The sequence below is a fragment of the Citrobacter sp. wls613 genome (assembly GCF_005281195.1).
GTDB lineage: Bacteria > Pseudomonadota > Gammaproteobacteria > Enterobacterales > Enterobacteriaceae > Citrobacter > Citrobacter gillenii.
On sequence record NZ_SZXN01000056.1, the window covers coordinates 114847 to 140692 of the forward strand.

Annotated in this window: 19 protein-coding genes and 2 pseudogenes; 10 read left to right on the forward strand and 11 right to left on the reverse strand. The window is 51.3% G+C overall.

The annotated features are described in order from the left end of the window. Window position 1: 1 nt before the first annotated feature. Entirely contained in the window at window positions 2-1375 is a 1374-nt protein-coding gene (xseA, locus tag FDX01_RS10655) for an exodeoxyribonuclease VII large subunit (protein WP_137399755.1), read from the reverse strand. Window positions 1376-1536: 161 nt separating this feature from the next. On the opposite strand from xseA, the gene guaB reads away from it, so the two are divergent. The 3 genes and pseudogenes from guaB to FDX01_RS10670 all read left to right on the forward strand — a co-directional run. After that, a complete protein-coding gene (guaB, locus tag FDX01_RS10660; RefSeq protein WP_115257794.1) occupies window positions 1537-3003 on the forward strand; it encodes an IMP dehydrogenase in 1467 nt (488 codons plus the stop codon). A gap of 64 nt (window positions 3004-3067) precedes the next feature. Then, window positions 3068-4645, forward strand: a complete 1578-nt coding sequence (guaA, locus tag FDX01_RS10665) for a glutamine-hydrolyzing GMP synthase (protein ID WP_096759358.1) — start codon at window positions 3068-3070, stop codon at window positions 4643-4645. A gap of 233 nt (window positions 4646-4878) precedes the next feature. Beyond that, window positions 4879-5121 (forward strand): annotated as a pseudogene (locus tag FDX01_RS10670) (SEL1-like repeat protein); the annotation flags it as partial. Between the two features lie 91 nt (window positions 5122-5212). Here the strand turns inward: FDX01_RS10670 and FDX01_RS10675 are convergent. The 4 genes from FDX01_RS10675 to FDX01_RS10690 all read right to left on the reverse strand — a co-directional run bounded on the left by FDX01_RS10675 (window position 5213) and on the right by FDX01_RS10690 (window position 8770). Then, complete coding sequence (locus tag FDX01_RS10675) at window positions 5213-6367, reverse strand: hypothetical protein (RefSeq protein ID WP_135911611.1); 1155 nt, start codon at window positions 6365-6367, stop codon at window positions 5213-5215. A gap of 33 nt (window positions 6368-6400) precedes the next feature. Next, window positions 6401-7090 (reverse strand): hypothetical protein, encoded by a 690-nt coding sequence (locus FDX01_RS10680; RefSeq protein WP_137399756.1) that lies wholly within the window; start codon window positions 7088-7090, stop codon window positions 6401-6403. A gap of 230 nt (window positions 7091-7320) precedes the next feature. Next, on the reverse strand, window positions 7321-8199 hold the full coding sequence (gene mscS, locus FDX01_RS10685; protein WP_137399757.1) for a small-conductance mechanosensitive channel MscS: 879 nt from the start codon (window positions 8197-8199) through the stop codon (window positions 7321-7323). Between the two features lie 367 nt (window positions 8200-8566). Next, window positions 8567-8770, reverse strand: coding sequence for a YfgG family protein (locus tag FDX01_RS10690; RefSeq protein ID WP_115257795.1), 204 nt, complete (start codon window positions 8768-8770; stop codon window positions 8567-8569). A gap of 349 nt (window positions 8771-9119) precedes the next feature. On the opposite strand from FDX01_RS10690, the gene FDX01_RS10695 reads away from it, so the two are divergent. Continuing rightward, window positions 9120-11390 carry a sensor domain-containing phosphodiesterase gene (locus tag FDX01_RS10695; protein ID WP_137399758.1) on the forward strand — a complete coding sequence of 757 codons (2271 nt, stop codon included), beginning with the start codon at window positions 9120-9122 and terminating at the stop codon, window positions 11388-11390. On the opposite strand, the gene ppx is transcribed toward FDX01_RS10695, so the two are convergent. From ppx to purM, 4 genes and pseudogenes are all read right to left on the reverse strand, one after another. After that, a complete protein-coding gene (gene ppx, locus FDX01_RS10700) occupies window positions 11370-12911 on the reverse strand; it encodes an exopolyphosphatase (protein WP_117343526.1) in 1542 nt (513 codons plus the stop codon). The two genes, FDX01_RS10695 and ppx, sit on opposite strands and share 21 nt — an antisense overlap. Before the next feature lie 131 nt (window positions 12912-13042). Further along, a pseudogene (gene ppk1 / locus FDX01_RS10705) lies at window positions 13043-15106 on the reverse strand (polyphosphate kinase 1); the annotation flags it as partial. Window positions 15107-15309: 203 nt separating this feature from the next. Beyond that, on the reverse strand, window positions 15310-15954 hold the full coding sequence (gene purN, locus FDX01_RS10710) for a phosphoribosylglycinamide formyltransferase (protein ID WP_096756186.1): 645 nt from the start codon (window positions 15952-15954) through the stop codon (window positions 15310-15312). Next, window positions 15951-16988: a phosphoribosylformylglycinamidine cyclo-ligase gene (gene purM, locus FDX01_RS10715; RefSeq protein ID WP_096759359.1), complete on the reverse strand. Its 1038-nt coding sequence runs from the start codon at window positions 16986-16988 to the stop codon at window positions 15951-15953. The genes purN and purM overlap by 4 nt, the downstream gene beginning before the upstream one ends. A 291-nt stretch (window positions 16989-17279) precedes the next feature. Here purM and bglK point away from each other — a divergent pair, with 291 nt between their 5' ends. From bglK to FDX01_RS10740, 5 genes are all read left to right on the forward strand, one after another. Then, window positions 17280-18158, forward strand: coding sequence for a beta-glucoside kinase BglK (gene bglK / locus FDX01_RS10720; protein WP_137399759.1), 879 nt, complete (start codon window positions 17280-17282; stop codon window positions 18156-18158). An 8-nt stretch (window positions 18159-18166) separates the two neighbouring features. After that, window positions 18167-19597, forward strand: coding sequence for a 6-phospho-beta-glucosidase (locus tag FDX01_RS10725; protein WP_137399760.1), 1431 nt, complete (start codon window positions 18167-18169; stop codon window positions 19595-19597). Between the two features lie 183 nt (window positions 19598-19780). Then, window positions 19781-20407, forward strand: a complete 627-nt coding sequence (upp, locus tag FDX01_RS10730) for a uracil phosphoribosyltransferase (protein WP_096756189.1) — start codon at window positions 19781-19783, stop codon at window positions 20405-20407. Between the two features lie 95 nt (window positions 20408-20502). Continuing rightward, complete coding sequence (uraA, locus tag FDX01_RS10735) at window positions 20503-21792, forward strand: uracil permease (protein ID WP_096756190.1); 1290 nt, start codon at window positions 20503-20505, stop codon at window positions 21790-21792. Window positions 21793-21887: 95 nt separating this feature from the next. After that, a complete protein-coding gene (locus FDX01_RS10740; protein ID WP_212726261.1) occupies window positions 21888-22589 on the forward strand; it encodes a DnaA inactivator Hda in 702 nt (233 codons plus the stop codon). A gap of 33 nt (window positions 22590-22622) precedes the next feature. Here FDX01_RS10740 and arsC read toward each other — a convergent pair whose 3' ends face one another. Beyond that, window positions 22623-22982 (reverse strand): arsenate reductase (glutaredoxin), encoded by a 360-nt coding sequence (gene arsC / locus FDX01_RS10745; protein ID WP_096756192.1) that lies wholly within the window; start codon window positions 22980-22982, stop codon window positions 22623-22625. 77 nt (window positions 22983-23059) lie between these two features. Next, complete coding sequence (gene bepA / locus FDX01_RS10750; protein ID WP_115257799.1) at window positions 23060-24523, reverse strand: beta-barrel assembly-enhancing protease; 1464 nt, start codon at window positions 24521-24523, stop codon at window positions 23060-23062. Between the two features lie 228 nt (window positions 24524-24751). Between bepA and FDX01_RS10755 the strand changes: the two genes are divergently transcribed. Beyond that, the gene (locus FDX01_RS10755) at window positions 24752-25816 is read left to right on the forward strand and encodes an AI-2E family transporter (protein ID WP_096756194.1); all 1065 of its coding nucleotides are present in this window, start codon (window positions 24752-24754) and stop codon (window positions 25814-25816) included. Window positions 25817-25846 lie beyond the last annotated feature (30 nt).

Here is a 25846-nt window from a genome sequence, read left to right on the forward strand (position 1 = left end):
GCTACTGCGCTTTACGCGAACGCGTTTTTTTCTGCGGGGTCACGGTGGTGACCTCGCTCTCCACCCAGCCGTCTTCCAGCCGCGTGGTGATGAGATCGCCGGCTTTCACCTGCTTGACCTTTTTCAACACGCCGCCGCCGGTGGCGGTAGAAACGCTATATCCGCGTGCCAATGTTGCCAGCGGGCTGACGGCTTCCAGATGAGTAACTGTATTCCCGAAACGTTCTCGTTGCTCGCTAAGCCGTGTACGAATATTTTCCGCCAGCCGATATTCCAGTTGCTGAATGCGCGTTTGTGCACGATGAATACGTGGCTGCGGGTTTTGCTGGTTCAGACGATGCAGTATGCGCTGCTGGCGCTGGTTGGCCTGTTTGATTTGGTTTTCCAGCGCAAAGCTCATCCGCTGACGAAGTCGTTCCAGCGTAGTTTGCTGACGCGCCAGACGTAGCTGAGGGTGTTGCTGTTGCAGACGGTGGAAAGTCTGCGTGAAGCGACGACTGCGGTTGGCGAGGTAGTAGTCCATCGCCATGCCCAGACGCTGCTGAACGGACTGAATCTGGCGTAATAATTCCTGCTGATTGCGGCTAACAATCTCTGCTGCTGCAGACGGTGTAGGCGCGCGCAGGTCGCCGACAAAATCGGCGATGGTGACATCGGTTTCATGGCCGACGGCGCTGACCACCGGAATGCGGCTGGCAAAAATGGCGCGTGCCACGCGTTCGTCGTTAAAGCTCCACAGATCTTCCAGCGAACCGCCGCCACGGCCAACGATTAACACATCGCACTCGTTGCGGGCGTTCGCCAGTTCGATGGCGCGAACGATTTGCCCCGGTGCATCGTCACCCTGTACCGCTGTCGGGTAGATAATCACCGGCAGGGAAGGGTCGCGACGTTTGAGTACGTGGAGAATATCGTGCAGCGCCGCCCCGGTTTTTGAGGTGATCACCCCGACACAATGAGCCGGCGTTGGGAGCGATTGTTTAAACTGCTGATCGAACAATCCTTCGGCCTGCAGTTTGGCTTTGAGCTGTTCATACTTCTGCTGCAATAAACCTTCACCCGCTGGCTGCATGCTTTCGACGATGATTTGATAATCACCGCGCGGTTCGTACAGCGTAATATTGGCACGTACCAGCACTTGTTGTCCGTGCTGCGGACGGAACGTGACGCGGCGGTTGCTGTTGCGAAACATCGCGCAGCGTACCTGGGCGGTATCGTCTTTTAAGGTGAAGTACCAATGACCGGAAGAGGGCTGGGTAAAGTTAGAAATCTCGCCGCTGATCCACACTTGCCCCATCTCTTGCTCGAGCAGCAGGCGCACCGTCTGGTTAAGGCGACTTACGGTAAAAATTGAAGAGGTTTGAGAGGATAACATGTGAGCGGGATCAAATTCTAAATCAGCAGGTTATTCAATCGATAGTAACCCGCCTACCGGGGATCGCAAGGTTTTTTTGCAAAAAAGTGTGGATGCAATCGGTTACGCTCTGTATAATGCCACGGCAATATTTATTAACCAATCTGGTCGAGATATTGCCCATGCTACGTATTGCCAAAGAAGCCCTGACGTTTGACGACGTCCTCCTCGTTCCCGCTCATTCTACCGTTCTGCCGAATACTGCTGACCTCAGCACGCAGTTGACGAAAACGATCCGTCTGAACATTCCTATGCTCTCCGCAGCCATGGATACTGTGACTGAAGCGCGCCTTGCCATTGCTCTGGCACAGGAAGGTGGCATCGGTTTTATCCACAAAAACATGTCTATTGAACGTCAGGCGGAAGAAGTTCGCCGCGTGAAGAAACACGAATCTGGCGTGGTTACTGACCCACAGACCGTGCTGCCGACTACCACCCTTCGTGAAGTAAAAGAACTGACCGAGCGTAACGGTTTTGCGGGCTACCCGGTAGTGACAGAAGATAACGAGCTGGTGGGTATCATCACCGGTCGTGACGTGCGTTTTGTGACCGACCTCAGCCAGCCGGTTAGCGTATACATGACGCCGAAAGAGCGTCTGGTGACCGTACGTGAAGGCGAAGCGCGTGAAGTTGTGCTGGCAAAAATGCACGAAAAACGCGTTGAGAAAGCGCTGGTTGTTGATGACGGCTTCCATCTGCGCGGCATGATCACCGTAAAAGACTTCCAGAAAGCTGAGCGTAAACCTAACGCCTGTAAAGACGAGCATGGTCGTCTGCGCGTTGGCGCTGCAGTCGGTGCGGGTGCGGGTAATGAAGAGCGCGTTGACGCGCTGGTTGCTGCCGGTGTTGACGTGCTGCTGATTGACTCCTCTCACGGCCATTCTGAAGGCGTATTGCAGCGTATCCGTGATACCCGTGCGAAATACCCGGATCTGCAAATCATCGGTGGTAACGTTGCAACGGGCGCTGGTGCTCGTGCGCTGGCTGAAGCCGGTTGCAGTGCGGTGAAAGTGGGTATCGGCCCTGGTTCCATCTGTACGACCCGTATCGTTACCGGTGTGGGTGTTCCACAGATCACTGCCGTTTCTGACGCGGTTGAAGCGCTGGAAGGTACGGGTATTCCGGTTATCGCTGACGGCGGTATTCGTTTCTCTGGCGACATCGCGAAAGCGATCGCGGCAGGTGCGGCAGCGGTAATGGTGGGCTCTATGCTGGCCGGTACCGAAGAATCTCCGGGTGAAATTGAACTGTACCAGGGGCGTTCTTATAAATCCTACCGTGGTATGGGTTCTCTGGGCGCGATGTCCAAAGGCTCTTCTGACCGTTACTTCCAGAGCGATAACGCCGCTGACAAATTGGTACCGGAAGGTATCGAAGGCCGCGTGGCCTATAAGGGTCGCCTGAAAGAGATCATTCACCAGCAGATGGGCGGCCTGCGCTCCTGTATGGGTCTGACCGGCTGTGGTACTATCGACGCGCTGCGAACGAAAGCAGAGTTTGTACGCATCAGCGGTGCGGGTATTCAGGAAAGTCACGTTCACGACGTGACCATTACCAAAGAGTCCCCTAACTACCGTATGGGCTCCTGATCAGTTTCCGCGCCCGGCTTCTATGCCGGGCGAATTTGTTTCACTTGCCTCGGAATTAGCGTCAATGACAGACAATATTCATAAACATCGCATTCTCATCCTCGATTTCGGATCGCAGTACACGCAACTGGTGGCACGTCGCGTACGTGAGCTGGGCGTCTACTGTGAGCTGTGGGCATGGGATGTTACGGAAGCACAAATTCGCGAATTCAACCCAAGCGGTATTATTCTTTCCGGTGGCCCGGAAAGCACCACCGAAGCGAACAGCCCGCGTGCACCAGAGTACGTCTTCAATGCAGGCGTACCAGTATTCGGCGTCTGCTATGGTATGCAGACCATGGCGATGCAGTTGGGTGGCCATGTTGAAGGGTCTCACGAGCGTGAATTCGGCTACGCACAGGTTGAAGTTCAGACCGACAGCGCACTGATCCGTGGCATCGAAGATTCACTGACCGCAGATGGCAAACCGTTGCTGGATGTGTGGATGAGCCATGGCGACAAAGTTACCGCTATCCCGGAAGGCTTTGTCACCGTTGCCAGCACCGAAAGCTGCCCGTTTGCCATTATGGCGCACGAAGAAAAACGTTTCTACGGCGTGCAGTTCCACCCGGAAGTAACCCACACCCGTCAGGGCCTGCGTATGCTGGAGCGCTTTGTGCGTGACATCTGCCAGTGTGAAGCGCTGTGGACACCGGCAAAAATCATCGATGACGCCGTTGCCCGTATTCGCGAGCAGGTTGGTGACGATAAAGTGATCCTCGGCCTGTCCGGCGGCGTTGACTCTTCCGTAACTGCCATGTTGCTGCACCGTGCTATCGGTAAAAATCTGACCTGCGTCTTTGTTGATAACGGGCTACTGCGCCTGAACGAAGCAGAGCAGGTTATGGATATGTTCGGCGACCACTTCGGTCTGAACATCATTCACGTTAAAGGCGAACAGCGTTTCCTCGACGCGCTGAAAGGCGAGAACGATCCAGAAGCGAAACGTAAAATTATCGGTCGCGTGTTCGTTGAAGTGTTCGACGAAGAAGCGTTGAAACTGCAGGACGTGAAGTGGCTGGCGCAAGGCACCATCTACCCAGACGTGATTGAATCTGCCGCGTCTGCAACCGGTAAAGCACACGTCATCAAATCTCACCACAACGTCGGCGGCCTGCCGAAAGAGATGAAGATGGGTCTGGTTGAACCGCTGCGTGAGCTGTTCAAAGATGAAGTGCGTAAAATTGGTCTGGAGCTGGGCCTGCCGTACGACATGCTGTACCGTCACCCGTTCCCGGGTCCAGGCTTAGGCGTGCGCGTGCTGGGCGAAGTGAAGAAAGAGTACTGCGACCTGCTGCGTCGTGCGGACGCTATCTTCATTGAAGAGCTGCACAAAGCTGACCTGTACAATAAAGTGAGCCAGGCGTTCACCGTGTTCCTGCCGGTTCGTTCCGTTGGTGTAATGGGTGATGGCCGTAAGTATGACTGGGTCGTTTCCCTGCGTGCTGTTGAAACTATCGACTTTATGACCGCTCACTGGGCGCACCTGCCGTATGACTTCCTGGGCCGCGTGTCCAACCGTATCATCAACGAAGTGAACGGTATTTCCCGCGTGGTGTATGACATCAGCGGTAAGCCGCCAGCGACGATTGAGTGGGAATGATACACCACCTGATTATGTTAGGCATGGCTGAAAAATAGATAAGACTTAAACCCGCGCAATCGCGGGTTTTTTTTACGGACAAAGTGTAAATCACTAACAGTAGTGAAGGGTGTCTTTTACGTATAATAAAATCTTTATCTGAACGGCAATATGATATAACTCTTTAAAAAAACAAGGGATAAGATTATTTATAACAACAAGAATTGTTATTGTAAATTTCATTAAGTTTCAAGATGGCAATGCTGATCGGCGTATTTAATCTATTTCCCCCCAGTAAGGGTTATGCCGCAGTCTGCCAGGAACGATATCCTCCCAACTCTGAGGAGTGCCAGTACGTCCAGGAGACCGAGCGCAAAGCGAAGCAAGGAGCTAATTTTTCCTATTTCGTCATTGGCTATCATTACAATTATGGTAAAAATTTTCCTCTTGATAAACAAGAAGCGCTGAAGTGGTATTGTAAGGCGTCTGATAATGGCCTGATAGCTTTCTAAATATGTATTCCACCTGCGATGCAGGTGGTTTTATATCTATGCAACCAATTTTAGACAGTTATTTAACGGTGGTGTGCTAACGCAGAAAGCGTCCTCTCAGCACCTTATTATCGACAATCTCTAACAATACCTGTGGTGATTGGGCGGCCTGAATGCGTTCACCGAGTTGTGCAAGTAAAACGTTATCAGTGCTCAGCAGATTATCCGTTTGATTTAGTTTACGTTCAACCTGTAATGCATTTGCCTGCGTGCTGCTTGTTCGTTCAAATATTGGCTTCATCTTGCTGAGATGATGGGCGACTTTACGTTTTATTTTTTCCCATTGCTGAAATATGCCGTTGCTGGCATTAAGTTCTTTTAAATATACTTCGCTTGTCAGGACAAATTCCTGGTTGCCATCATGCTTGATGAACAGGATAAGATTAGCAACCAGCAAACATTGCATACCCGTCAGATACTCACGCTGCAACCGTTCAACATTGCTGATTTTCAGTTTGAGCGCTTCCCGGAGATCGTCAGATCCAAACCAACTGGTTGGCTCAAATTGTTCAATTTCTCGATATGCCTGAGTGATATCCTTTTCAAGATGCTTAACCTGCGAGCGCACTTCCTGCGCGCTTTTGGCCAAGTTGAGTAGTGACTCTTTGGTGATAATTTCATCCCGACTCAGTAATAAACCGATAATATTGAGATGTTCATGGAAAGCCTGGATCTTCGCGAGGCGCGATTGTTCAAGATGGCCTTTAATCGAATCGATCTTTTGTTCGATGATCCGCAGTCTCTCATTAATATCGGCAAGATGTTTTTGGGCCAGAAGTTGTGACGCGATATTAAAAACCAGGCTGGCATTGACCAGCGACTTCAGGTTTTCAGCTTCGTGAAATCGGGCTTGTGCGCCAATTTTATGGCTGTCAGGCTTAAGTACCGCGCCGATTGCTCCGCTGCCATCTTTGGCTTGCACCAGTTGGCTGTATTCAAAAGAGCAGGTCATTAATTGTGCAGAGTTACCCGCAACGGCAGTGGCGACGGTGGGTACGCTACTGAGCCAGTGGTTAAAGAGTGAAATGCTGCTGGGCTCAAGTTCCATCTGCGAGTCCTGTTGCGCGATATCTTGCCAGTATCCAGGCTGGCTGTGTATTTTCACCAGGGCATTGTTTTGCGCGTCGACGATGTCCACCTCGAAGGCAGCTTCTTGCTCAGGTATCTGATTATTGTTCGCTAAAGTTGACATAGGGTGAATTCTGCTGGGTTAGTTACGGTATTTTTACTGCGCTATTTTTGGCGAGTAAAGCATGTTTAGCATCGAGATATGGGCAATGAACGGAATTGTCACCCGGTATGCCTCCCCTAATGTTTGGTTAGCAAGGCCGATCGTACTGACGATAGCGGTGACGGGATGTAACCGGAGTGCGGCAAATGCCGCTACGCTTGCCGCAGCTGACAGGCCGATAACAACCCCTTTATCGTTCATGCGCAGATTATCCTGCATCTTGAAAAAACCGGAGACAACTTTCGTTTCCGTGCAGCGCTCCCAGCGTTCATGATCGGCTAATGACTGCCAGTCATCACCAAACAAACTCAGGACGATTTCCCGCTCTTTTGTGGCTTTATTTTTTTTCTTGCTGTCTTTACCATTGAGCTTTTTATGAACATCGGTTAATAACTCAGAATAAGGCAGCGGCTCGCTGCGGAAAATATTGACGAGCGAGTGTCCGCCATATTCCTGCAATTCATGAAGCAGATGCCGTAACCCACGCTCGCTGTAGTCCCGTTCAGCCTTCTCTTCGAGTAGTAAGTCCTTAACGGACGATGATAATGCTACCCGGCCCTTGCCGTTGTCTGTCAGAACGTCGACCAGATAGTCAATGTGATTGAGGGAGGTATTTTTCAGTAAAGACAGGATATGTGGGTCACACTTGACCGGTTGTTCCATTTTTATGGATTCCTTCATCATGAATACAGCATAGAAAACGATAGAGAGTATTGTACAGATATGTTTGGGCGGGGGGCGGTTGTTTTTCTTAGTCTGCAATGTGGGACATGGAAACATGTAACGATGATGATATTTGCGGTTGCTTTTTTAGCATTTAACTTTTCAGTTTTATTTAAGGGCGGGTGTTTAAGCTATTAATCAACGCTAATGCTGCCCAACAGAGGGAATAAAATTCCCTCTGTAAGCGTATTTTAATCGACAATCTGCAGGTGCGGCTGTGATTGTGATGGGACGTTCTGAACACGGATATCCATCTGCGGATAGGGCAAGTCGATATGGTTGGCATCCATCGCTTCTTTGATGTTTTCCAGTAGATCGTAATACGTGTTCCAGTATTCGCCGTTACGCACCCAAACGCGAACGTAGAAGTTAAGCGATGAGGCGGCAAGTTCGCCCAGACGCACGGTTATGCCGCGACTCTGATCAACGCGTTTGTCCTGCTCGATGATATGAGTAATGACGCGTTTCACTTCTGCAATCCGACTCTGATAGCCAACGCCAATCACCAGGTCGATACGACGAAACGGGTGGCGAGAGTAGTTAATAATATTGTCAGAGATGATTTTACCGTTAGGGATCACCACCTCTTTGCTATCAGCGGTGAGTAGGGTCGTTGAGAAAAGATGCACTTTTTCGACTGTCCCGGTGACTGCACCAATTTGTACGATCTCGCCGGCGCGAAATGGACGCAGGGAGACCAGCAGCACGCCAGCCGCAAAGTTGGACAGCGATCCCTGTAGCGCCAGACCGACGGCCAGCCCGGCGGCACCAATGATGGCAATAATGGATGACGTTTCAATGCCGATACGGCCCAAAGCCGCAACGACAAAAAATGCCAGGATGATGTAGCGGACTAACGCAGTGAAGAACTGGATAATGGTGATATCAACTTTACGCTTTAACAGCAGTTTCTCCAGTCCGCGAGAAAGCAACCGTGAGACGAACTTACCGATAAACAGTAAAATCACGGCGGCAACAATGTTCCATCCAAATTGAATAACTGCATCGCTGTGCCCAGTGATCCACTCTAGACCGCTTCGTATTTTCGGAAATAATGTAAAACCCTGCATTGTATTACCCTGTCGAATGTATAAAAATAAAAAGGCTCATATAAATATTCAATTACATTTGATATATAAATGTGCACGCCAGTTATATTAATTAACACTATTGGTTAGTGGCTATTTGAGCTGTATTTGCGTTTATTATGTCCAATAAACAGAAACATAGAAAATCAGCGTGAATAGTGTGGTGATGAGGAGCGAAAAGATAGTGTAATTGTGCGGAAATCAAAATTGATTGGCTGGGGTGACGTGTGGCGTTATAAAAATAGTGACAGGAGGGAACACAAATCCCTTACCGGATGGTTAACTGTCAGACGATTAGCCATCCGGTAAGGAATCTTGAGGCGTAGAGCTTTAAGCGGTCTTTAAGCGATTAATGTTTATCGATTTGAACAGGGGAAGTCTGTTGCGACAGGCTGCTCTGTTGGGATTCTTTCTTGTTCTGATGGTGGTGCCACGCACCGATAGCAGAGTAGACGAAGCGTCCAAAGAAGAAGAGGAAGCTGATAAGCAGTACGATCCGGATCATGCGACTGTTAAATCGGTGTCGTTTTCGTAGGCTGGTAACCTGGCTCACAAAGGGTTCCTTAAAGTGTACCCAACAATGGGCGATGCTTACATTAAGGCACACTGTGAGGGAATGGTCAATTCATCATTATGTAAAAATGCATCAGTTGTTTTATCTTCTTATGTTATGAAAGATAATTTTATTATTTGCATTAATAATGAATTAACGATAACAAAAGAGGAAAAAGGTAATAAATGATTAATGGGTCCTGTTTTCCTTGATATATGTCAAACGCCCTATTCAGGTGATAACTAAAATTGATGAGTCATTATGATGTGTTGTACATCATTGTTTTAAAGTCAGGTGGGATACCTGTCTGAATACCCCTTCAGGATGTGAGGGACTCTACTGAGCATCTATGAAAATCAATAAAAAGTATATTGTTATTAGAGACCAATGGTGGGCATTACCTCTCATCTTACCCTCCCTGTTGTTGCCTTTACTGAGTTGTGTGAACACCTACGCGCATATTAGTACGGGGAACGTCGTTCTTTTTTATCTACCTTTAGCGCTGATGATTAGCCTGATGCTCTTTTTTGGCTGGGCCGCATTACCGGGCATTATCATTGCGATCAGCTGGTATAAACTCCCACAGGTTGGCGTGTTTGAAACAGTGTCAATCATTGCACACTTTGTCGTAACGATTGTCCTCAGTTGGGGTGGATATCGGGTGTTCGCCCCCCGACGGAACAACGTGGCTCATGGTGACTCGCATCTGATGTTTCAGCGTATATTTTGGCAGGTTTTCTGTCCGGCAACGCTGTTTCTGGTACTCTTTCAGTTTGCCGCGTTTGTTGGCGTGTATGCGAGCAAATCAGGGATGATGGGCGTCATGCCTTTCAATACCGGCACGTTGATCAATTATCAGGCCCTACTGACGGGAAACCTCGTGGGTATTCCGCTATGTTATTTTATCATTCGGGCAATACGGAACCCTTTTCACCTGCGCGGCTATTTTTCTCAGTTAAAACAGCAGTTTGATAATAAAGTCTCGAAGACGGAGTTTGCAGCGTGGTTGATAGTATTGACGACGTTGATGACGCTGTTGTGTATGCCGTTAAATGAAAATAGCTCGATTTTCAGTACGAATTATACCTTATCCCTGTTATTGCCCGTCATGCTGTGGGGGGCAATGCGTTACGGCTATCGACTTATTTCACTGATGTGGGCGGTCATACTCATTACGGGAATACATCATTATCAGAGCTACATGCCCTGGTACTCAGGTTACGATACGCAGCTGGCGATCACCTCGTCGAGCTATCTTGTTTTCTCCTTTATCGTAAATTACATCGCCGTGCTGGCAACGCGTCAGAGAGCCGTTACCCGACGTACATATCGTCTGGCGTATTTTGATCCTATGGTGCATCTTCCAAATCTGCGCGCGTTGAACCGGGAGCTGAAGAAGTCGCCTTGGTCCGTGCTCTGTTTCTTGCGGATCCCAGGCATGGAACCGCTGGTCAAAAATTATGGGATCATGCTACGTATCCAGTACAAGCAAAGAATCGCTCACTGGATAGCGCCCTTTCTGGAACAGGATGAGTACGTCTTTCAGCTATCGGGTAATGACCTTGTCCTGCGGTTTAACACCGAGTCCCACCAGCAGCGCATTGAGGCATTGGATCAGCACATCAAGCAATTCCGCTTTGTCTGGGATGGTATGCCTTTACAGCCACAGGTGGGGATCAGTTATTGCTATGTTCGCTCTCCGGTTAATCATATCTACCTGTTATTGGGCGAACTTAGCACCATTGCCGAACTTTCCCTTGCCACCAATACGCCTGAAAATTTGCAACGTCGTGGTGCAATGCACCTGCAGCGGGACCTGAAAGATAAAGTGGCGATGATGAATCGGCTACAGCAGGCGCTGGAGCACAACCGCTTTTTCCTGATGGCACAGCCTATTTATGGTGTGCGTGGCGATGTGTACCATGAAATCCTACTGCGTCTGAAAGGGGATGACGATGAAATCGTTACGCCGGATTGTTTCTTACCCGTCGCGCATGAGTTCGGTTTGTCCTCCAGCATCGATCTGTGGGTGATTGAAAACACGTTGAAATTTATGGCTCAGAATCGGGAGATAATGCCAGCCCGTCGCTTTGCTATTAATTTATCGCCTACCTCGGTGTGTCGCGCCCGACTTCCGACCGATATCGCGCAATTGCTGGTGAAATATAAGATTGAGGCCTGGCAACTGGTCTTTGAGGTAACGGAAAGCAATGCCTTAACCAATGCCGAGCAAGCGCAGGCAACGCTGCTGCAATTGCAGTTACTTGGCTGTCAGATAGCGATTGATGATTTTGGCACTGGCTATGCCAGCTATGCGCGACTGAAAAATGTGAGCGCCGATATCCTGAAAATTGACGGCAGCTTTATTCGCAATATTGTTTCGAATAGCCTCGACTACCAAATTGTGGCATCGATTTGTCACCTGGCGCGAATGAAAAAAATGATGGTGGTGGCGGAGTATGTTGAAAGCGAAGAAATACGCAGCGCGGTGGTTTCTTTAGGAATTGATTATATGCAGGGCTATCTGATCGGTAAACCGCAGCCGCTGCATGAGATTTTGCAAGAACAGGTGCCAGAAATTCTGGCACCTGTAGAAGCGTTATGCGGCGATATCGGGTGAGCGTTCTTCTTCAATTTTAAGCCGCCAGCCCGTTACGGCTTCCCAGTATTGCTGCTCTTTTTCCAGATCGAGCAAAACCAGCGCGTTCTGGCTGAACCAGTCATGCGGGAAGCGCAATGTCCAGTGGTTCTCGTCGGTGATAAGCGTCAGCGTCGGCGGCGTGGTCGTCGCCTGGCGCTGGTTGTTCAGCAAGACACCCAGACGTAGCAGCTGGATAAGCGGCAGGAACTGTTTCTTCTTAAATAACGCAAAGCGTGGCAGATCGTCCAGCTTAACGGCTTTGCGATGGTAGCGAACCAATGTCGCCATCATCAACTGCTGTTCCTGGTTAAAACCCGGTAGGTCACTGTTTTGCAGAATGTAAGCCGAGTGGCGGTGCAGGCCACTGTGGTTGATGTTCAATCCCACCTCATGCAGCATGGCGGCCCATCTGAGTAATGCTTCCAGCTGCGGGTTCGCCAGCTTAGGCTGCTGCGCATGCCACTGCTCATACATTTGCATAGTGGTTTCCAGCACGCGGCGCGCCTGTTCGCTGTCGATGTTGTACTGGTTTGCCAGGCTGCTGGCAGTACGGCTGCGTACATCCTGATGGCGGAAGCGACCTTCCATTTCATACAGTACGCCTTCCCGAAGCGCACCATCAGAAAGGCGCAGCTCACGTATTGCCAGCGCATCAAAAACGCCGCACAGGATAGCCAGTCCGGGGACAAAAACCGCTTTCCGCTCCTCGGACAGCCCTGGCATACTGAGTGCTGAAAAAGAGGTGTGCTTCAGGACTTCACTGGTCAGCATTTCCAGGCGTTCGGGGGTAATAAAGCCATCTTTTTCACCCATCTCCAGCAGCACCTCGTGCGCCGCTTTAATGGTGCCTGAGGCACCCAGCGCCACGTTCCAACCTTGAATTCGAAACTGCCAGGTTAAGGTTTCCAGTTTTTGCGCTGCCGCCATGCGGGCGCGCTGGAAGTTTTCCCGAGTGATAATGCCGCCTGGGAAATACATCTGGGCAAAGCTGACGCAGCCCATCCGACGGCTCTCGACCAGTTTAGGCTCGAAATCTTCACCGATCACCAGTTCGGTAGAACCGCCGCCGATGTCTATCACCAGCTTACGGCCTTTCTCCGGCTGCGTATGTTCCACGCCCATAAAAATCAGTCGGGCTTCTTCGTTACCGGAAATAATTTCGATCGGGTAGGGGATGACCTTTTCTGCGCGCTTGAGAAAATCAGGGGCATTTAGCGCCTGACGCAGCGTATGGGTCCCCACAATACAGACGCTTGATGGGGGGAAGCCCTGCAGTCGTTCCGCGAATAATGACAAACAGCTTAATCCACGCTCCATGGCTTCTTCGCTCAGCTTATTGTCTTCGCCGAGTCCATCCGCCAGATGTACGCGTTGTTTTAGTCGCCCTATAATTTGCATCGCTCCGTCAACTACGCGGGCAATAACCATATGGAAACTGTTTGAACCCAGGTCGACCGCAGCAAATTCCTGCGGTCGTGGTGACTTGTCGTGTATTGGCATAGCGTTTATCCGTCATACTTCAAGTTGTGTATGTGTTGGCTGCATTCGTTCACCCCAGTCACTTACTGGCGTAAGTTCCCGGGGATTCTCTCATTTTCCGCCTTCCCACAACTTGAATTATTTAGGCTAGTGTCAGGTTGCTCGAGTGATTTGATGTAGTCATAAATCGCCAACTGCGACTGAACCTTACGTCGGTTTCCACGTGGCACGTAGCGATTACTCAGTTCTTTATCAATGTAACGGGCTTTTACCGTATCGCTGAACAGGATCTCGATAATATCCAGCACGCGCTGCTTGAGGTGTGGATCCAGCAGCGGCGTGGCGACTTCGATACGATAATCGATGTTTCTTGTCATCCAGTCCGCCGAGGACAGGTATACCTGTTTATCGCCGCCATTCTCGAAGATATAGACCCGGTCATGTTCAAGATAGCGGTCAACGATGCTAATCACGCGAATATTATCACTGATGCCTTCCAGATTCGGGATCAGGGAGCACATTCCGCGGATCAGCAAATTAACCGGTACGCCCGAACTGGACGCCGCATAGAGTCGATCAACGAGGCCCTTATCGACCAGGTTGTTCAGTTTTAGCGTAATGCCGGAAGAGCGCCCCTGCTGTGCATTGGCGATCTCTTTGTCGATCATCGCGTACAGCAGACGTCGCGAGTTCTGCGGGGAAACCAATAGATAATCAAAGGTCACCGGACGATACGGATTTTCGATAAAGTTGAACACCCGACGCACTTCGTTGGTAATGCGCGAATCGGCGGTCAGCAAAGAGTAGTCGGTATACAGTCGCGCCGTTTTTTCGTTGAAGTTCCCGGTCCCGATATGGGCGTAGCGCACCACCTCGTCGCCTTCTTTACGTGAGATAAGGAACAGCTTGGCGTGAATTTTCAGTCCCGGTGCGGAGAAGATGACGTGCACGCCGGCTTCGGTCAGACGCTTGGCCCAATGAATGTTGGCTTCTTCATCAAAGCGTGCCTGTAACTCGACGACCACGGTCACTTTTTTACTGTTGTGGGCCGCATGGATCATTGCGTCGATGATGCGGGAGTCTTTTGCCACGCGGTAGATATTGATCTTTATAGCCAGCACGCTCGGGTCAAACGAGGCCTGGCGCAGCAGTTCAAGGACGTGCTCAAAAGTATGATACGGATAATAGAGCAGCACATCGCGTTCGCGGATGGCATCAAATCCGTTACGGAACTTTTCGTTATCAAACCAGATATGGCGCAGGCGAGGCAGCGGCTTGTTCACCAGATTAGCTTTGCCAACGTTGGGGAAATTAATAAAGTCTTTAAAGTTATGGTAACGCCCGCCGGGGACGATCGAATCGTAGCGAGAGATCGTCAGTTTTTCACGCAGGATTTCGACCAGCGCATTGGGCATATCACGCTGATAGACAAAGCGCACAGGCTCTGCGGTCAGACGTTGCTTCAGGCTGGACGACATCAGCTCCATCAGGCTGGATTCCATCTCGTGAACCAAATCGTATTCAGCGTCGCGGGTCATTTTCATCGAATAGGCATTCAGCGTATCGTAATCAAAGAACCCTTTGAAAATGTCATCAAGGCAATAACGCAGGATGTTGTCTAGCAGGATCATGGGCTTGCGACGACGGGGCGTTTCCGGCGGCAGATTTACAAAGCGGGGAACCTTGTCAGACGGAATTTCCAGTAGCGCATAGCGAATGGTATCACCACGGATGATCTCTACGGCCAGATAGGTATAGTCGTCCTTCAGAAACTGGACTAAATCTGTCTCGCGGTTAATCAGGATCGGCGTAATGTGCTGGCGAAGATATTGCTTGAAGTAATGACGCAACCAGCTCTGCTGATTGGCTGACAGTTGGCGCTCATTGATTAAGAATATCTGATTGCGCGCCATCTCCAGCAGTAATTCATTGTACAGGCCATCGAACTCCTGATCGGCTTTCAGTACGCGGGCCTGGATTTTGCCTAACAGATGGCGGGAGTGAGAGTTAGAACCCTGCTCTTCGCTAATAATGATGCGGCGTTTTAGTTCGGCAAAACGAACTTTATAAAACTCGTCGAGGTTATTGGAATAGATGCCCAGAAAACGCATCCGTTCAATCAACGGGTTTGACTTATCAGCAGCTTCCTGCAGGACGCGTTCGTTGAACGCTAACCAACTAAGCTCTTTCTCGATGTATAGCTTTTCCTGACCCATTAATACTTTTACTCCGTTTCATTCACGGGACACTACGTGATCATTATGGCGAGCACGACTGGCATGTGCCAGAAAAAATGAGGGGAATTGCAGGATGTAGGCCGGATAAGACGCTTTAGCGTCACCATCCGGCATAAAAGCCCACATGAGTGCCGGATGGTGGTGTGAATGCCTTATCCGACCTACGAGGCTGGGAGGCTATTTTATGCTTCGTCGGCTGCGTAGCCTTGTGGTGGAAGGCGAATGCCGTCCAGCCAGGCTGCGTTATCGCGCATTTGCAGACGACCATCGACAAACCAACCGACCACCAGCGGATAGATGGCATGTTCCTGGGCCTGAACGCGTGCCGTCACGTCATCTTCGCTGTCGCCGTCAAACACCGGCACTTTCGCCTGCAGAATAACCGGCCCACCGTCCAGTTCGTCAGTGACAAAATGAACGGAGGTTCCGTGTTCTTCATCACCGTTTTCCAGCACCTGACGATGTGTATGCAGGCCGGGATATTTGGGCAACAGAGAAGGGTGGATATTCAGCAAGCGTTCGGCATAGTGGGCGACAAACGCCGGGCTGAGGATACGCATATACCCGGCCAGTACCACGACGTCCGGCGCATAGGCATCGATCTCTTGTATTAGCTGGCGATCAAAGGCTTCACGGCTGGCAAACTGGCTTGCCTCCAGCGAATGAGCCGGAATGCCTGCTTCGCGTGCACGTTCAAGGCCGAACGCGTCGGCCTTATTACTGAATACTGCACGTAGGGTGCCCTTGATTTTTTTCTGTTTGCAGGCGTCAATGATCGCCTGCAAATTGCTTCCGTTACCGGAAATGAGCACCACTATGTTTTTCATTCAATGACCACACGCTGTTCGGAATCGGACGCTTTGATGATACCGATTCTCCACGCGTTTTCACCTTTTTCGTTCAGCAGCGCAAGAGCATTGTCCACTTCAGCTTCTGGCAGAGCGATAACCATGCCTACGCCGCAGTTGAAGGTGCGATACATCTCGTGCTGACTGACGTTACCCGCTGTTTGCAGCCAGTTAAAGACGGCTGGCCATTGCCAGGAGGATTCATCGATTACGGCCTGGGTGTTGTCAGGCAAGACGCGTGGGATATTTTCCCAGAAACCGCCGCCGGTCAGGTGGGCAATTGCGTGCACGTCAACCTTCTCAATCAGCTCCAGAATGGATTTCACATAAATGCGGGTAGGCGCCAGCAGATGATCGGCCAGTGATTTGCCTTCCAGTTCGGTTGTTTCCGGGTCACAGCCGCTGACTTCGACAATTTTACGCACCAGGGAATAACCATTGGAATGCGGGCCGCTGGAGCCAAGCGCAATCAGCACATCGCCATCAGCCACTTTTGAGCCGTCGATGATTTCTGATTTCTCAACCACGCCTACGCAGAAACCGGCCACATCGTAATCTTCACCGTGATACATCCCCGGCATTTCAGCGGTTTCACCCCCGACCAGCGCACAGCCGGACTGCAGGCAACCTTCGGCAATACCGGCGATCACGCTGGCAGCGGTATCGACGTCCAGCTTACCCGTGGCATAGTAGTCGAGGAAAAACAGCGGTTCAGCGCCCTGTACCACGAGGTCGTTGACGCACATCGCCACCAGGTCAATACCGATGGTGTCGTGGCGCTTCAGATCCATCGCCAGACGCAGTTTTGTACCTACGCCGTCAGTGCCGGAAACCAGTACCGGTTCACGATATTTTTGCGGCAATGCGCACAGCGCACCGAAGCCACCCAAACCACCCATTACTTCCGGGCGACGGGTTTTCTTTACTACGCCTTTGATTCGATCGACCAGAGCATTCCCTGCGTCAATATCAACACCGGCATCTTTGTAGCTAAGAGAGGTTTTATCGGTCACTGCCTGGTTCCCCACGTGTTTACTTGCAGTAAAAGTTAAATTCGGCGCAATTCTAACAGGGAAAGCAAACGTTTGCGAGTCTGCTCTGCATCGGCTTTTTTCTGCCGTTTTTTTCAGCGATTTACATTCACATACGTCTTTATTTGACCTGAGCCACGAAAATGAAACCGGGTTCAGCCTGGTGCTTGAAACCGGATGACGTAATGCACAGTATCTTACTGAAACCGGTTTCTGTTTTTATCAGCAGTGATGAAATTAACGGTGACCACACGTCAAAAGGAAGGATCATTAATGAATATCGCAGCATTCGATATTGGTGGTACGGCATTAAAAATGGGCGTGATTAGTGAACAGGGCGAATTGCGGGAAAAGGGCAAGCTGTCAGTGCCTGACTGCGATGGAGACAAAATTTTGCAGGGCATGCTGGACTGGGCTTCAGCCCATCCTGACTGCGAGGGCATCGCCATTAGCGCACCGGGTTATGTCAATCCGACTACCGGCTATATCGAAATGGGCGGAGCGATTCGCCAGTTTGACCATTTTGCACTCAAAGCATGGCTGGAAGAGCGTACCGGGTTGCCGGTGACGGTTGAAAATGATGCGAACTGTGTCGCGCTTGCTGAGCGTTGGCAGGGGAAAGTAGCCGGTATCGAAAATTTCCTTGTTCTGACCATCGGGACCGGGATCGGCGGGGCGATTTTCTGCAACAACCAACTGGTGCATGGCGCGCGTTTTCGTGCTGGTGAATTTGGTTATATGCAAACCGCCCGACCCGGAACACGTGATGTCAGACGCTATTCGATGAATGAAAATTGCACCCTGCGCGTTTTACGTCATCGCTATGCGGAACATATCGGGAGCGCACTGGAAGACGTCTCGGGCGAAGATGTTTTTGATCGCTACGACGACGGTGACCCTGTCTGCCAGCGTTTAGTCACTGAGTTTTTTAACGACCTCGGCACGGGTCTTTATAACCTCGTTAATGTGTTCGATCCGCAGGTGATATTCATCGGTGGCGGCATTGTTGAACGCCCTGGATTCCTGTCGCTGTTGCGTCATCATTTGGCCTGGTTCGGTATTGCGGAATATATCGATATCGTCAGCCACGGCAACGACGCCGGGTTGTACGGTGCCGTTTACCATTTCAATCAGCAAAACAGAACGGTATAGGAGCTAACATGTCTGGATTTAAAGCAAATTTCATGTGGGGTGGCGCGGTTGCTGCTCACCAACTGGAAGGCGGCTGGCAGGAAGGGGGAAAGGGGATTAGCGTTGCTGATGTGATGACGGCGGGGGCAAATGGTGTCGCTCGCGAAATTACCGATGGCGTGCTACCAGGGAAAAATTACCCCAACCATGAGGCTATTGATTTTTACCATCGCTACCAGGATGACATTAAGCTGTTTGCCGAAATGGGGTTTACCTGCTTTCGCACGTCAATTGCCTGGACCCGTATTTTCCCACAGGGTGATGAAACGCAGCCAAATGAAGCTGGCCTGCAATTCTATGACGATCTGTTCGATGAATGCCTGAAATACGGTATTGAACCGGTGGTTACGCTGTCGCATTTTGAGATGCCGTACCATCTGGTGAAGGAATATGGCGGCTGGCGTAATCGTAAGTTGATTGATTTCTTTGTCCGTTTTGCCGAGGTGGTCTTCACCCGCTTCCAGCATAAAGTGAAGTACTGGATGACGTTCAATGAGATCAATAACCAGGCTAATTTCCACGAAGATTTTGCACCGTTTACCAACTCCGGCTTGAAGTACCAGCCAGGCGAAGACCGTGAGCCGGTAATGTATCAGGCTGCACACTACGAACTGGTGGCGAGTGCACTGGCGGTAAAAGCGGCGCGTGAGATTAATCCCACGCTGCAAATTGGCTGCATGATTGCCATGTGCCCGATTTACCCGCTGACCTGTGCGCCTGACGATATAATGATGGCGATGAACGCCATGCATCGCCGGTACTGGTTTACCGATGTCCATGTGCGTGGCAAATATCCGCAGCATATTCTCAACTACTTTGAACGTCGGGGATTTGAGCTGGATATTACCGAGGAGGACCGTCAGGCGCTGACTCAGGGCTGTGTTGACTATATTGGTTTCAGTTATTACATGTCCTTTGCTACGCAGGCTTCAGCGGAGAATCCGCAACTGGATTATGACGAAACGAAAAGCCTGGTCTCCAACCCCTATGTGCAAAAATCGGACTGGGGCTGGCAGATTGATCCGGTCGGCCTGCGCTACTCGCTAAACTGGTTCTGGGATCATTATCAACTCCCGCTGTTTATCGTAGAAAACGGATTTGGTGCCATCGATGTGCTGGAAAGCGATGGGACGGTGAACGATCAATACCGCATTGACTACCTGGCGGCCCACATCAGTGAGATGAAAAAAGCCGTGGTGGAAGATGGCGTCGATTTAATGGGCTATACGCCGTGGGGGTGTATTGATTTAGTGTCCGCCGGGACGGGCGAAATGAAAAAACGCTATGGTTTTATCTACGTCGATAAAAATAATGACGGTAGTGGGACATTAGCACGCTCGCCTAAGAAATCTTTTTCATGGTACCAGCACGTCATTCAGACCAATGCTGAATTTTTATAGAATTCAATGGATTGATGCTCGGCCCCGCCCAGCGTGCGGGGCGTGTCTTATACTCATTTTTCAGACGTAAATGACTTTGGTTGATCCATATCAAGCGTATGCAGTGTTGCGCCAGAGAGGAAAAGCGGTATAATCCGGCGATTTTTTTTGTGGTTGCCACTCGTCTGAGGAAAGGAGAAGAGTATGAAGATCGTGGAAGTCAAACACCCACTCGTCAAACACAAGCTGGGATTGATGCGTGAAAACGACATCAGCACTAAACGCTTTCGTGAACTCGCCTCGGAAGTTGGCAGCCTGCTGACTTATGAAGCAACCGCTGGTCTGGAAACCGAAAAGGTGACCATTGAAGGCTGGAACGGCCCGGTTGAAGTCGACCAAATCAAAGGTAAAAAAATCACCGTTGTGCCAATCCTGCGTGCGGGCCTGGGTATGATGGAAGGCGTACTGGAAAACGTCCCGAGCGCGCGTATCAGCGTGGTGGGCATGTACCGTAACGAAGAGACGCTGGAGCCGGTACCGTACTTCCAGAAACTGGTGTCTAACATTGACGAGCGCATGGCGCTGATCGTTGACCCGATGCTGGCCACCGGTGGTTCCGTTATTGCTACCATCGACCTGCTGAAAAACGCGGGCTGCAGCAGCATTAAAGTGCTGGTGCTGGTTGCTGCGCCAGAAGGTATCGCTGCGCTGGAAAAAGCGCACCCGGATGTTGAGCTGTATACCGCATCTATCGACCAGGGGTTGAACGAGCACGGATACATTATTCCGGGACTCGGCGATGCCGGCGATAAGATTTTTGGTACCAAGTAAATGAATAAATAAAAAGAAGCCGACTTTAAGAGTCGGCTTTTTTTTGAATAAAACAACCCATCGCTACTCAAACACAATACTCAGAGGAAAACACTATGACGCGCCGTGCTATCGGGGTGAGTGAAAGACCGCCGCTTTTACAGACAATCCCGCTTAGTTTGCAGCACCTGTTCGCCATGTTTGGAGCCACGGTACTGGTGCCAGTCCTGTTTCATATCAACCCAGCCACCGTCCTGCTGTTTAACGGCATTGGTACGCTGCTGTATCTCTTTATCTGTAAGGGGAAAATCCCAGCTTATCTGGGGTCCAGCTTTGCCTTTATCTCTCCGGTATTGCTGCTACTGCCGTTAGGGTATGAAGTGGCGCTCGGCGGTTTTATCATGTGTGGCGTGCTGTTCTGTCTGGTTTCTTTCATCGTGAAGAAAGCAGGTACCGGTTGGCTGGATGTGATGTTCCCGCCTGCGGCTATGGGCGCAATCGTTGCCGTCATCGGCCTTGAGCTGGCTGGTGTTGCTGCGGGGATGGCAGGCTTGCTGCCAGCTGAAGGACAAATGCCGGATTCTAAAACCATTATCATTTCGATGGTGACGCTGGGCGTAACGGTATTTGGTTCGGTACTGTTCCGCGGCTTTATGGCGATTATCCCGATTCTGATTGGTGTGCTGGCGGGTTATGCGCTCTCGTTCGTGATGGGCGTTGTGGATACCACACCCATTGCCGAAGCCCACTGGTTTGCTCTGCCGACCTTCTACACGCCGCGTTTTGAATGGGTGGCTATTCTGACCATCCTGCCTGCGGCGCTGGTGGTGATTGCCGAACACGTAGGACACCTGGTGGTGACCGCCAATATCGTGAAGAAAGATTTAATTCGCGATCCCGGCTTGCACCGCTCGATGTTCGCCAACGGCCTCTCGACGGTGATCTCCGGCTTCTTTGGTTCCACGCCTAACACCACTTATGGTGAGAACATCGGCGTCATGGCTATTACCCGCGTGTACAGTACCTGGGTCATTGGCGGGGCGGCAATTTTTGCTATTCTGCTTTCATGTGTGGGCAAACTGGCCGCCGCGATTCAGATAATCCCGCTGCCGGTTATGGGCGGTGTCTCACTGCTGTTGTACGGGGTGATTGGTGCGTCCGGTATCCGCGTGTTGATCGAATCAAAAGTTGATTACAACAAAGCACAAAACCTGATCCTGACCTCGGTGATTCTGATCATCGGCGTGAGCGGTGCGAAGGTTCACATTGGTGCGGCTGAGCTGAAAGGCATGGCGCTGGCGACCATTGTCGGCGTTGCCCTGAGCCTGATCTTCAAAGTGATTAGCTTGCTGCGTCCGGAAGAAGTTGTCCTTGACGCTGAAGATGCTGACAGACCGCAACACTAAGTCTCTGACCGGGCGGCATCGCTGCCCGGTTCTATCGCGACGTATTTCTGTGGTAAACTCAACGCGATTTTATGAAATCCTGGGTTGAGGTATCTCTGAACACACCGGCACAACTCTCTTTGCCACTTTATCTTCCTGACGATGAAACCTTCGCAAGTTTCTGGCCGGGGGATAACTCCTCTTTACTGGCCGCGCTGCAAAACGTGCTGCGTCAGGAACATAGCGGGTATATCTATCTCTGGTCGCGTGAAGGCGCGGGCCGTAGTCATTTGCTGCACGCAGCCTGTGCCGAGCTTTCTCAGCGCGGGGATGCCGTCGGCTATGTCCCGCTGGATAAACGTACGTGGTTCGTACCGGAAGTGCTTGATGGCATGGAACATCTCTCGCTGGTGTGCATTGATAACATTGAATGCGTGGCCGGGGATTCCCTGTGGGAAATGGCGATCTTCGATCTCTACAACCGCATTCTGGAATCAGGGAAAACGCGCCTGCTGATCACTGGCGATCGTCCACCAAGACAGCTTAATCTCGGACTGCCGGATCTGGCTTCTCGTCTGGATTGGGGGCAAATCTACAAACTTCAGCCGCTCTCGGATGAAGATAAGCTTCAGGCATTGCAATTACGCGCCAGATTGCGCGGATTCGAACTGCCGGAGGACGTGGGCCGCTTCCTGCTAAAGCGTCTGGATCGCGAAATGCGCACGTTGTTTATGACCCTGGATGAGCTGGATCATGCGTCGATCACCGCTCAGCGCAAGCTGACCATTCCGTTCGTCAAAGAGATTCTGAAGCTGTAAGCACCGCAGCCGAAAAGACTGCGGTGCATCACATTAGCCGACGATATCCAGCACCTGCTCCGGCGGACGCCCAATTCGCGCTTGACCGTTGGCCACCACAATCGGACGTTCCATCAGTTTCGGGTTTTCCACCATCGCCTGAATCAGCGCCTCTTCACTCAGAGTCTCGTCCGCCAGGTTGAGCGATTTATAGAGATCTTCTTTCTGGCGCATCAGCTCACGCGCGCTGGACATGCCCAGCATCTGCAGCAGATTACGCAAAGTTGCTGCGTCTGCGGGAGTGTCGAGATACAGTACTACTTCCGGCTCCACGCCGTTGGACTTCAGTAATTCCAGTGTCTCACGGCTCTTTGAGCAACGTGGGTTATGGTAGATTTTAATCGCGTCTGACATGACTTCTCCTTGCATAGCAAAACTGCCGGATGGCGGATAAGACGCAACAGCGTCACCATCCGGTAAGTATTCAATAGTTACATCTTCGTGTACGGTTTAAAGCGCTCTTGCAGCTGGCGTAGCTGGTCAATACGGGCATCGTATCTTGCCTGCTGCTGGCTTCCCAGCTTCACCTGTGAACTTGCGCTGCTGAGCATAGAAATGGCCTGGTCAAGACGTCCCGCCAGCGCATAGCCTTCTGCGCGTGCCGCCAGTTCCTGATCGCGGTTATTCAGCGTTGCTTCCGTTTGTGCTAACAGATCCCAGCCATTGCCGTCATCCTTATGATTAAACGTATAACGATTCAGGATGGTAGCGGCCTCTTTGGCCTGACCGGCCTGTAAATAGGCATTCGCCAGGTTAAGCTGCAATACCGGATTAACGCGCAGGTCGCGGGCATTTTTCAGGCGATTAATTGCATCGCCGGTTTTCTTCTGACCGAGATCGATATCGGTCGCCAGGTCGAGATACCAGGCATTGTTCGGATCGGCAGACAGCAGCGGCTGTAGCGCTTTACGCGCCTCGTCGTATTTACTGTCTTCCATTGCTTGTAACGCGCGGCCATATTGCGCCGCCCGTTGCTCACGGACGTTGCCTTTTGCCCAGTTATCCAGCAGGTCGCTGCTCAACTGGTTGCGACCCGAGTTATACATGCCGAGGGTTCGCGCTTTTGCCAGGTAAAAATCTTCCGAGGATTGCACCACCGTCGGTCGCATCTGGTTAGCACGGTTACGCGCATCCGCCAGACGGCTTTCTGGCAGGGGGTGTGTCAGCAGAATTTCAGGCGGGCGCGTGGAATAGCGCGCCTGGTCGAGCAGTTTTTCCAGAAACGTCGGCATGGCCTGCGGATCAAATCCTGAGCGTTGCAGGACCTGAATACCGATACGGTCCGCTTCCTGTTCATTTTGCTGCGTAAAGCTGATCATCCCCTGACGGGTGCCGGCCAGCGTACCGGTCAGTGCTGCCATCCCCGCCTGCGGACTGGCCATCGCCAACAGAATAGAACCCAGAGCCCCCACCCAGGTCAGCGGGGCAGAGCGCTTTTGGTCTTCCATGGCGCGCGCCAGGTGGCGCTGCGTGACGTGAGAAATTTCGTGCGCCATCACCGATGCCAGCTGGCTTTCGTTATCGGAATAGCGGAAAAGCGCAGAGTGCAGCACAACGTTGCCGCCAAAGAAGGCAAAGGCGTTTATTTCATCGTTATTAATCAAAAAGAAATGGAAGGGGGTTTTGACGGAGTCCGCGTGTGAGACCAGACGCATCCCCAGAGAATTAATGTATTGGGTCAGCAAAGGGTCGTTAATTAACGGCGCACTGCCGCGCAGCTGGCGTACGTAATAGTCACCCATCTGCATTTCCTGCCCGATGGAAAGCGTGCTCCCTGCTGAGGTTCCCATATCCGGTAGGGTGTCCGCAGTGTCAGCAAATGCGGGCGCGACCTGACCGATGGCCAGTGCAGCAATGAGGGTAGCAACCAGGTTTTTTTTCAACTGCCTGAACATAACCTCTGTCCTGTATTCTTTTTTTAAGATAGCCATTTGACCCATGCTGTGAAGTATCGTTCACCCTCAGACAGCTTTGGGAGTGTAACTGCGAAATTCGACGATGAACACCCAGGAAAAATGTCTTTTCACTTTGCGTAAACCGCTATAAAAAGCGAAGTCTTTTTTGTGACATTTCGATACAATTCGGGATCGCAATCCCGCTATTGAGGTTCATGGAAGGGTTTTATGCTCGAAATGTTGATGCAATGGTATCGCCGCCGCTTTAGCGACCCTGAGGCTATTGCCTTGCTGATTATTCTGGTTGCCGGTTTTGGCATCCTTTTCTTCTTTAGTGGGCTGTTAGCGCCGCTGCTGGTTGCCATTGTGCTGGCTTATCTGCTGGAATGGCCCACCGTGCGGCTGGAAAATATCGGCTGTTCAAGGCGTTGGGCGACATCCATTGTACTGGTGGTGTTCGTCGGTATTCTGCTGCTGATGGCGTTTGTGGTAATGCCGGTCGCGTGGCAGCAGGGGATCTACCTGATTCGCGATATGCCCGGCATGCTTAACAAGCTGTCTGATTTTGCCGCTACCTTGCCGCGACGGTATCCGGCGCTGATGGATGCCGGCATCATTGATGCGATGGCAGAGAATATGCGCGCGCGAATGCTCAATATGGGTGATTCCGTGGTGAAATATTCGCTGGCTTCGCTGGTCGGATTGCTGACGCTGGCGGTGTATCTGGTTCTCGTTCCGCTAATGGTGTTCTTCCTGGTGAAAGACAAAAGCCAGATGCTGAATGCCGTACGTCGGGTACTTCCGCGTAATCGTGGACTGGCCGGGCAGGTCTGGAAAGAGATGAACCAGCAAATCACCAACTATATTCGCGGCAAAGTGCTGGAAATGGTGGTGGTAGGCGTCGCCACCTGGCTGGGCTTCCTGCTGTTTGGCCTCAACTACTCCTTGCTGCTGGCTGTACTGGTCGGTTTTTCAGTCCTGATCCCGTATATCGGTGCCTTTGTGGTGACCATCCCGGTGGTGGGCGTGGCGCTGTTCCAGTTTGGTCTCGGGACCGAGTTCTGGAGCTGCTTTGCCGTGTACCTGATCATTCAGGCGCTGGATGGCAATCTGTTGGTCCCAGTGCTGTTCTCCGAAGCCGTAAACCTGCATCCACTGGTGATTATTCTGTCGGTGGTGATTTTTGGCGGGCTGTGGGGATTCTGGGGCGTATTCTTTGCTATTCCGCTGGCGACGTTAATCAAAGCAGTCGTCCATGCCTGGCCGGATGGTCAGACGATTGACGAGTCATAGACCCTGACGCCCGGCGGTGCAATGCCGCCG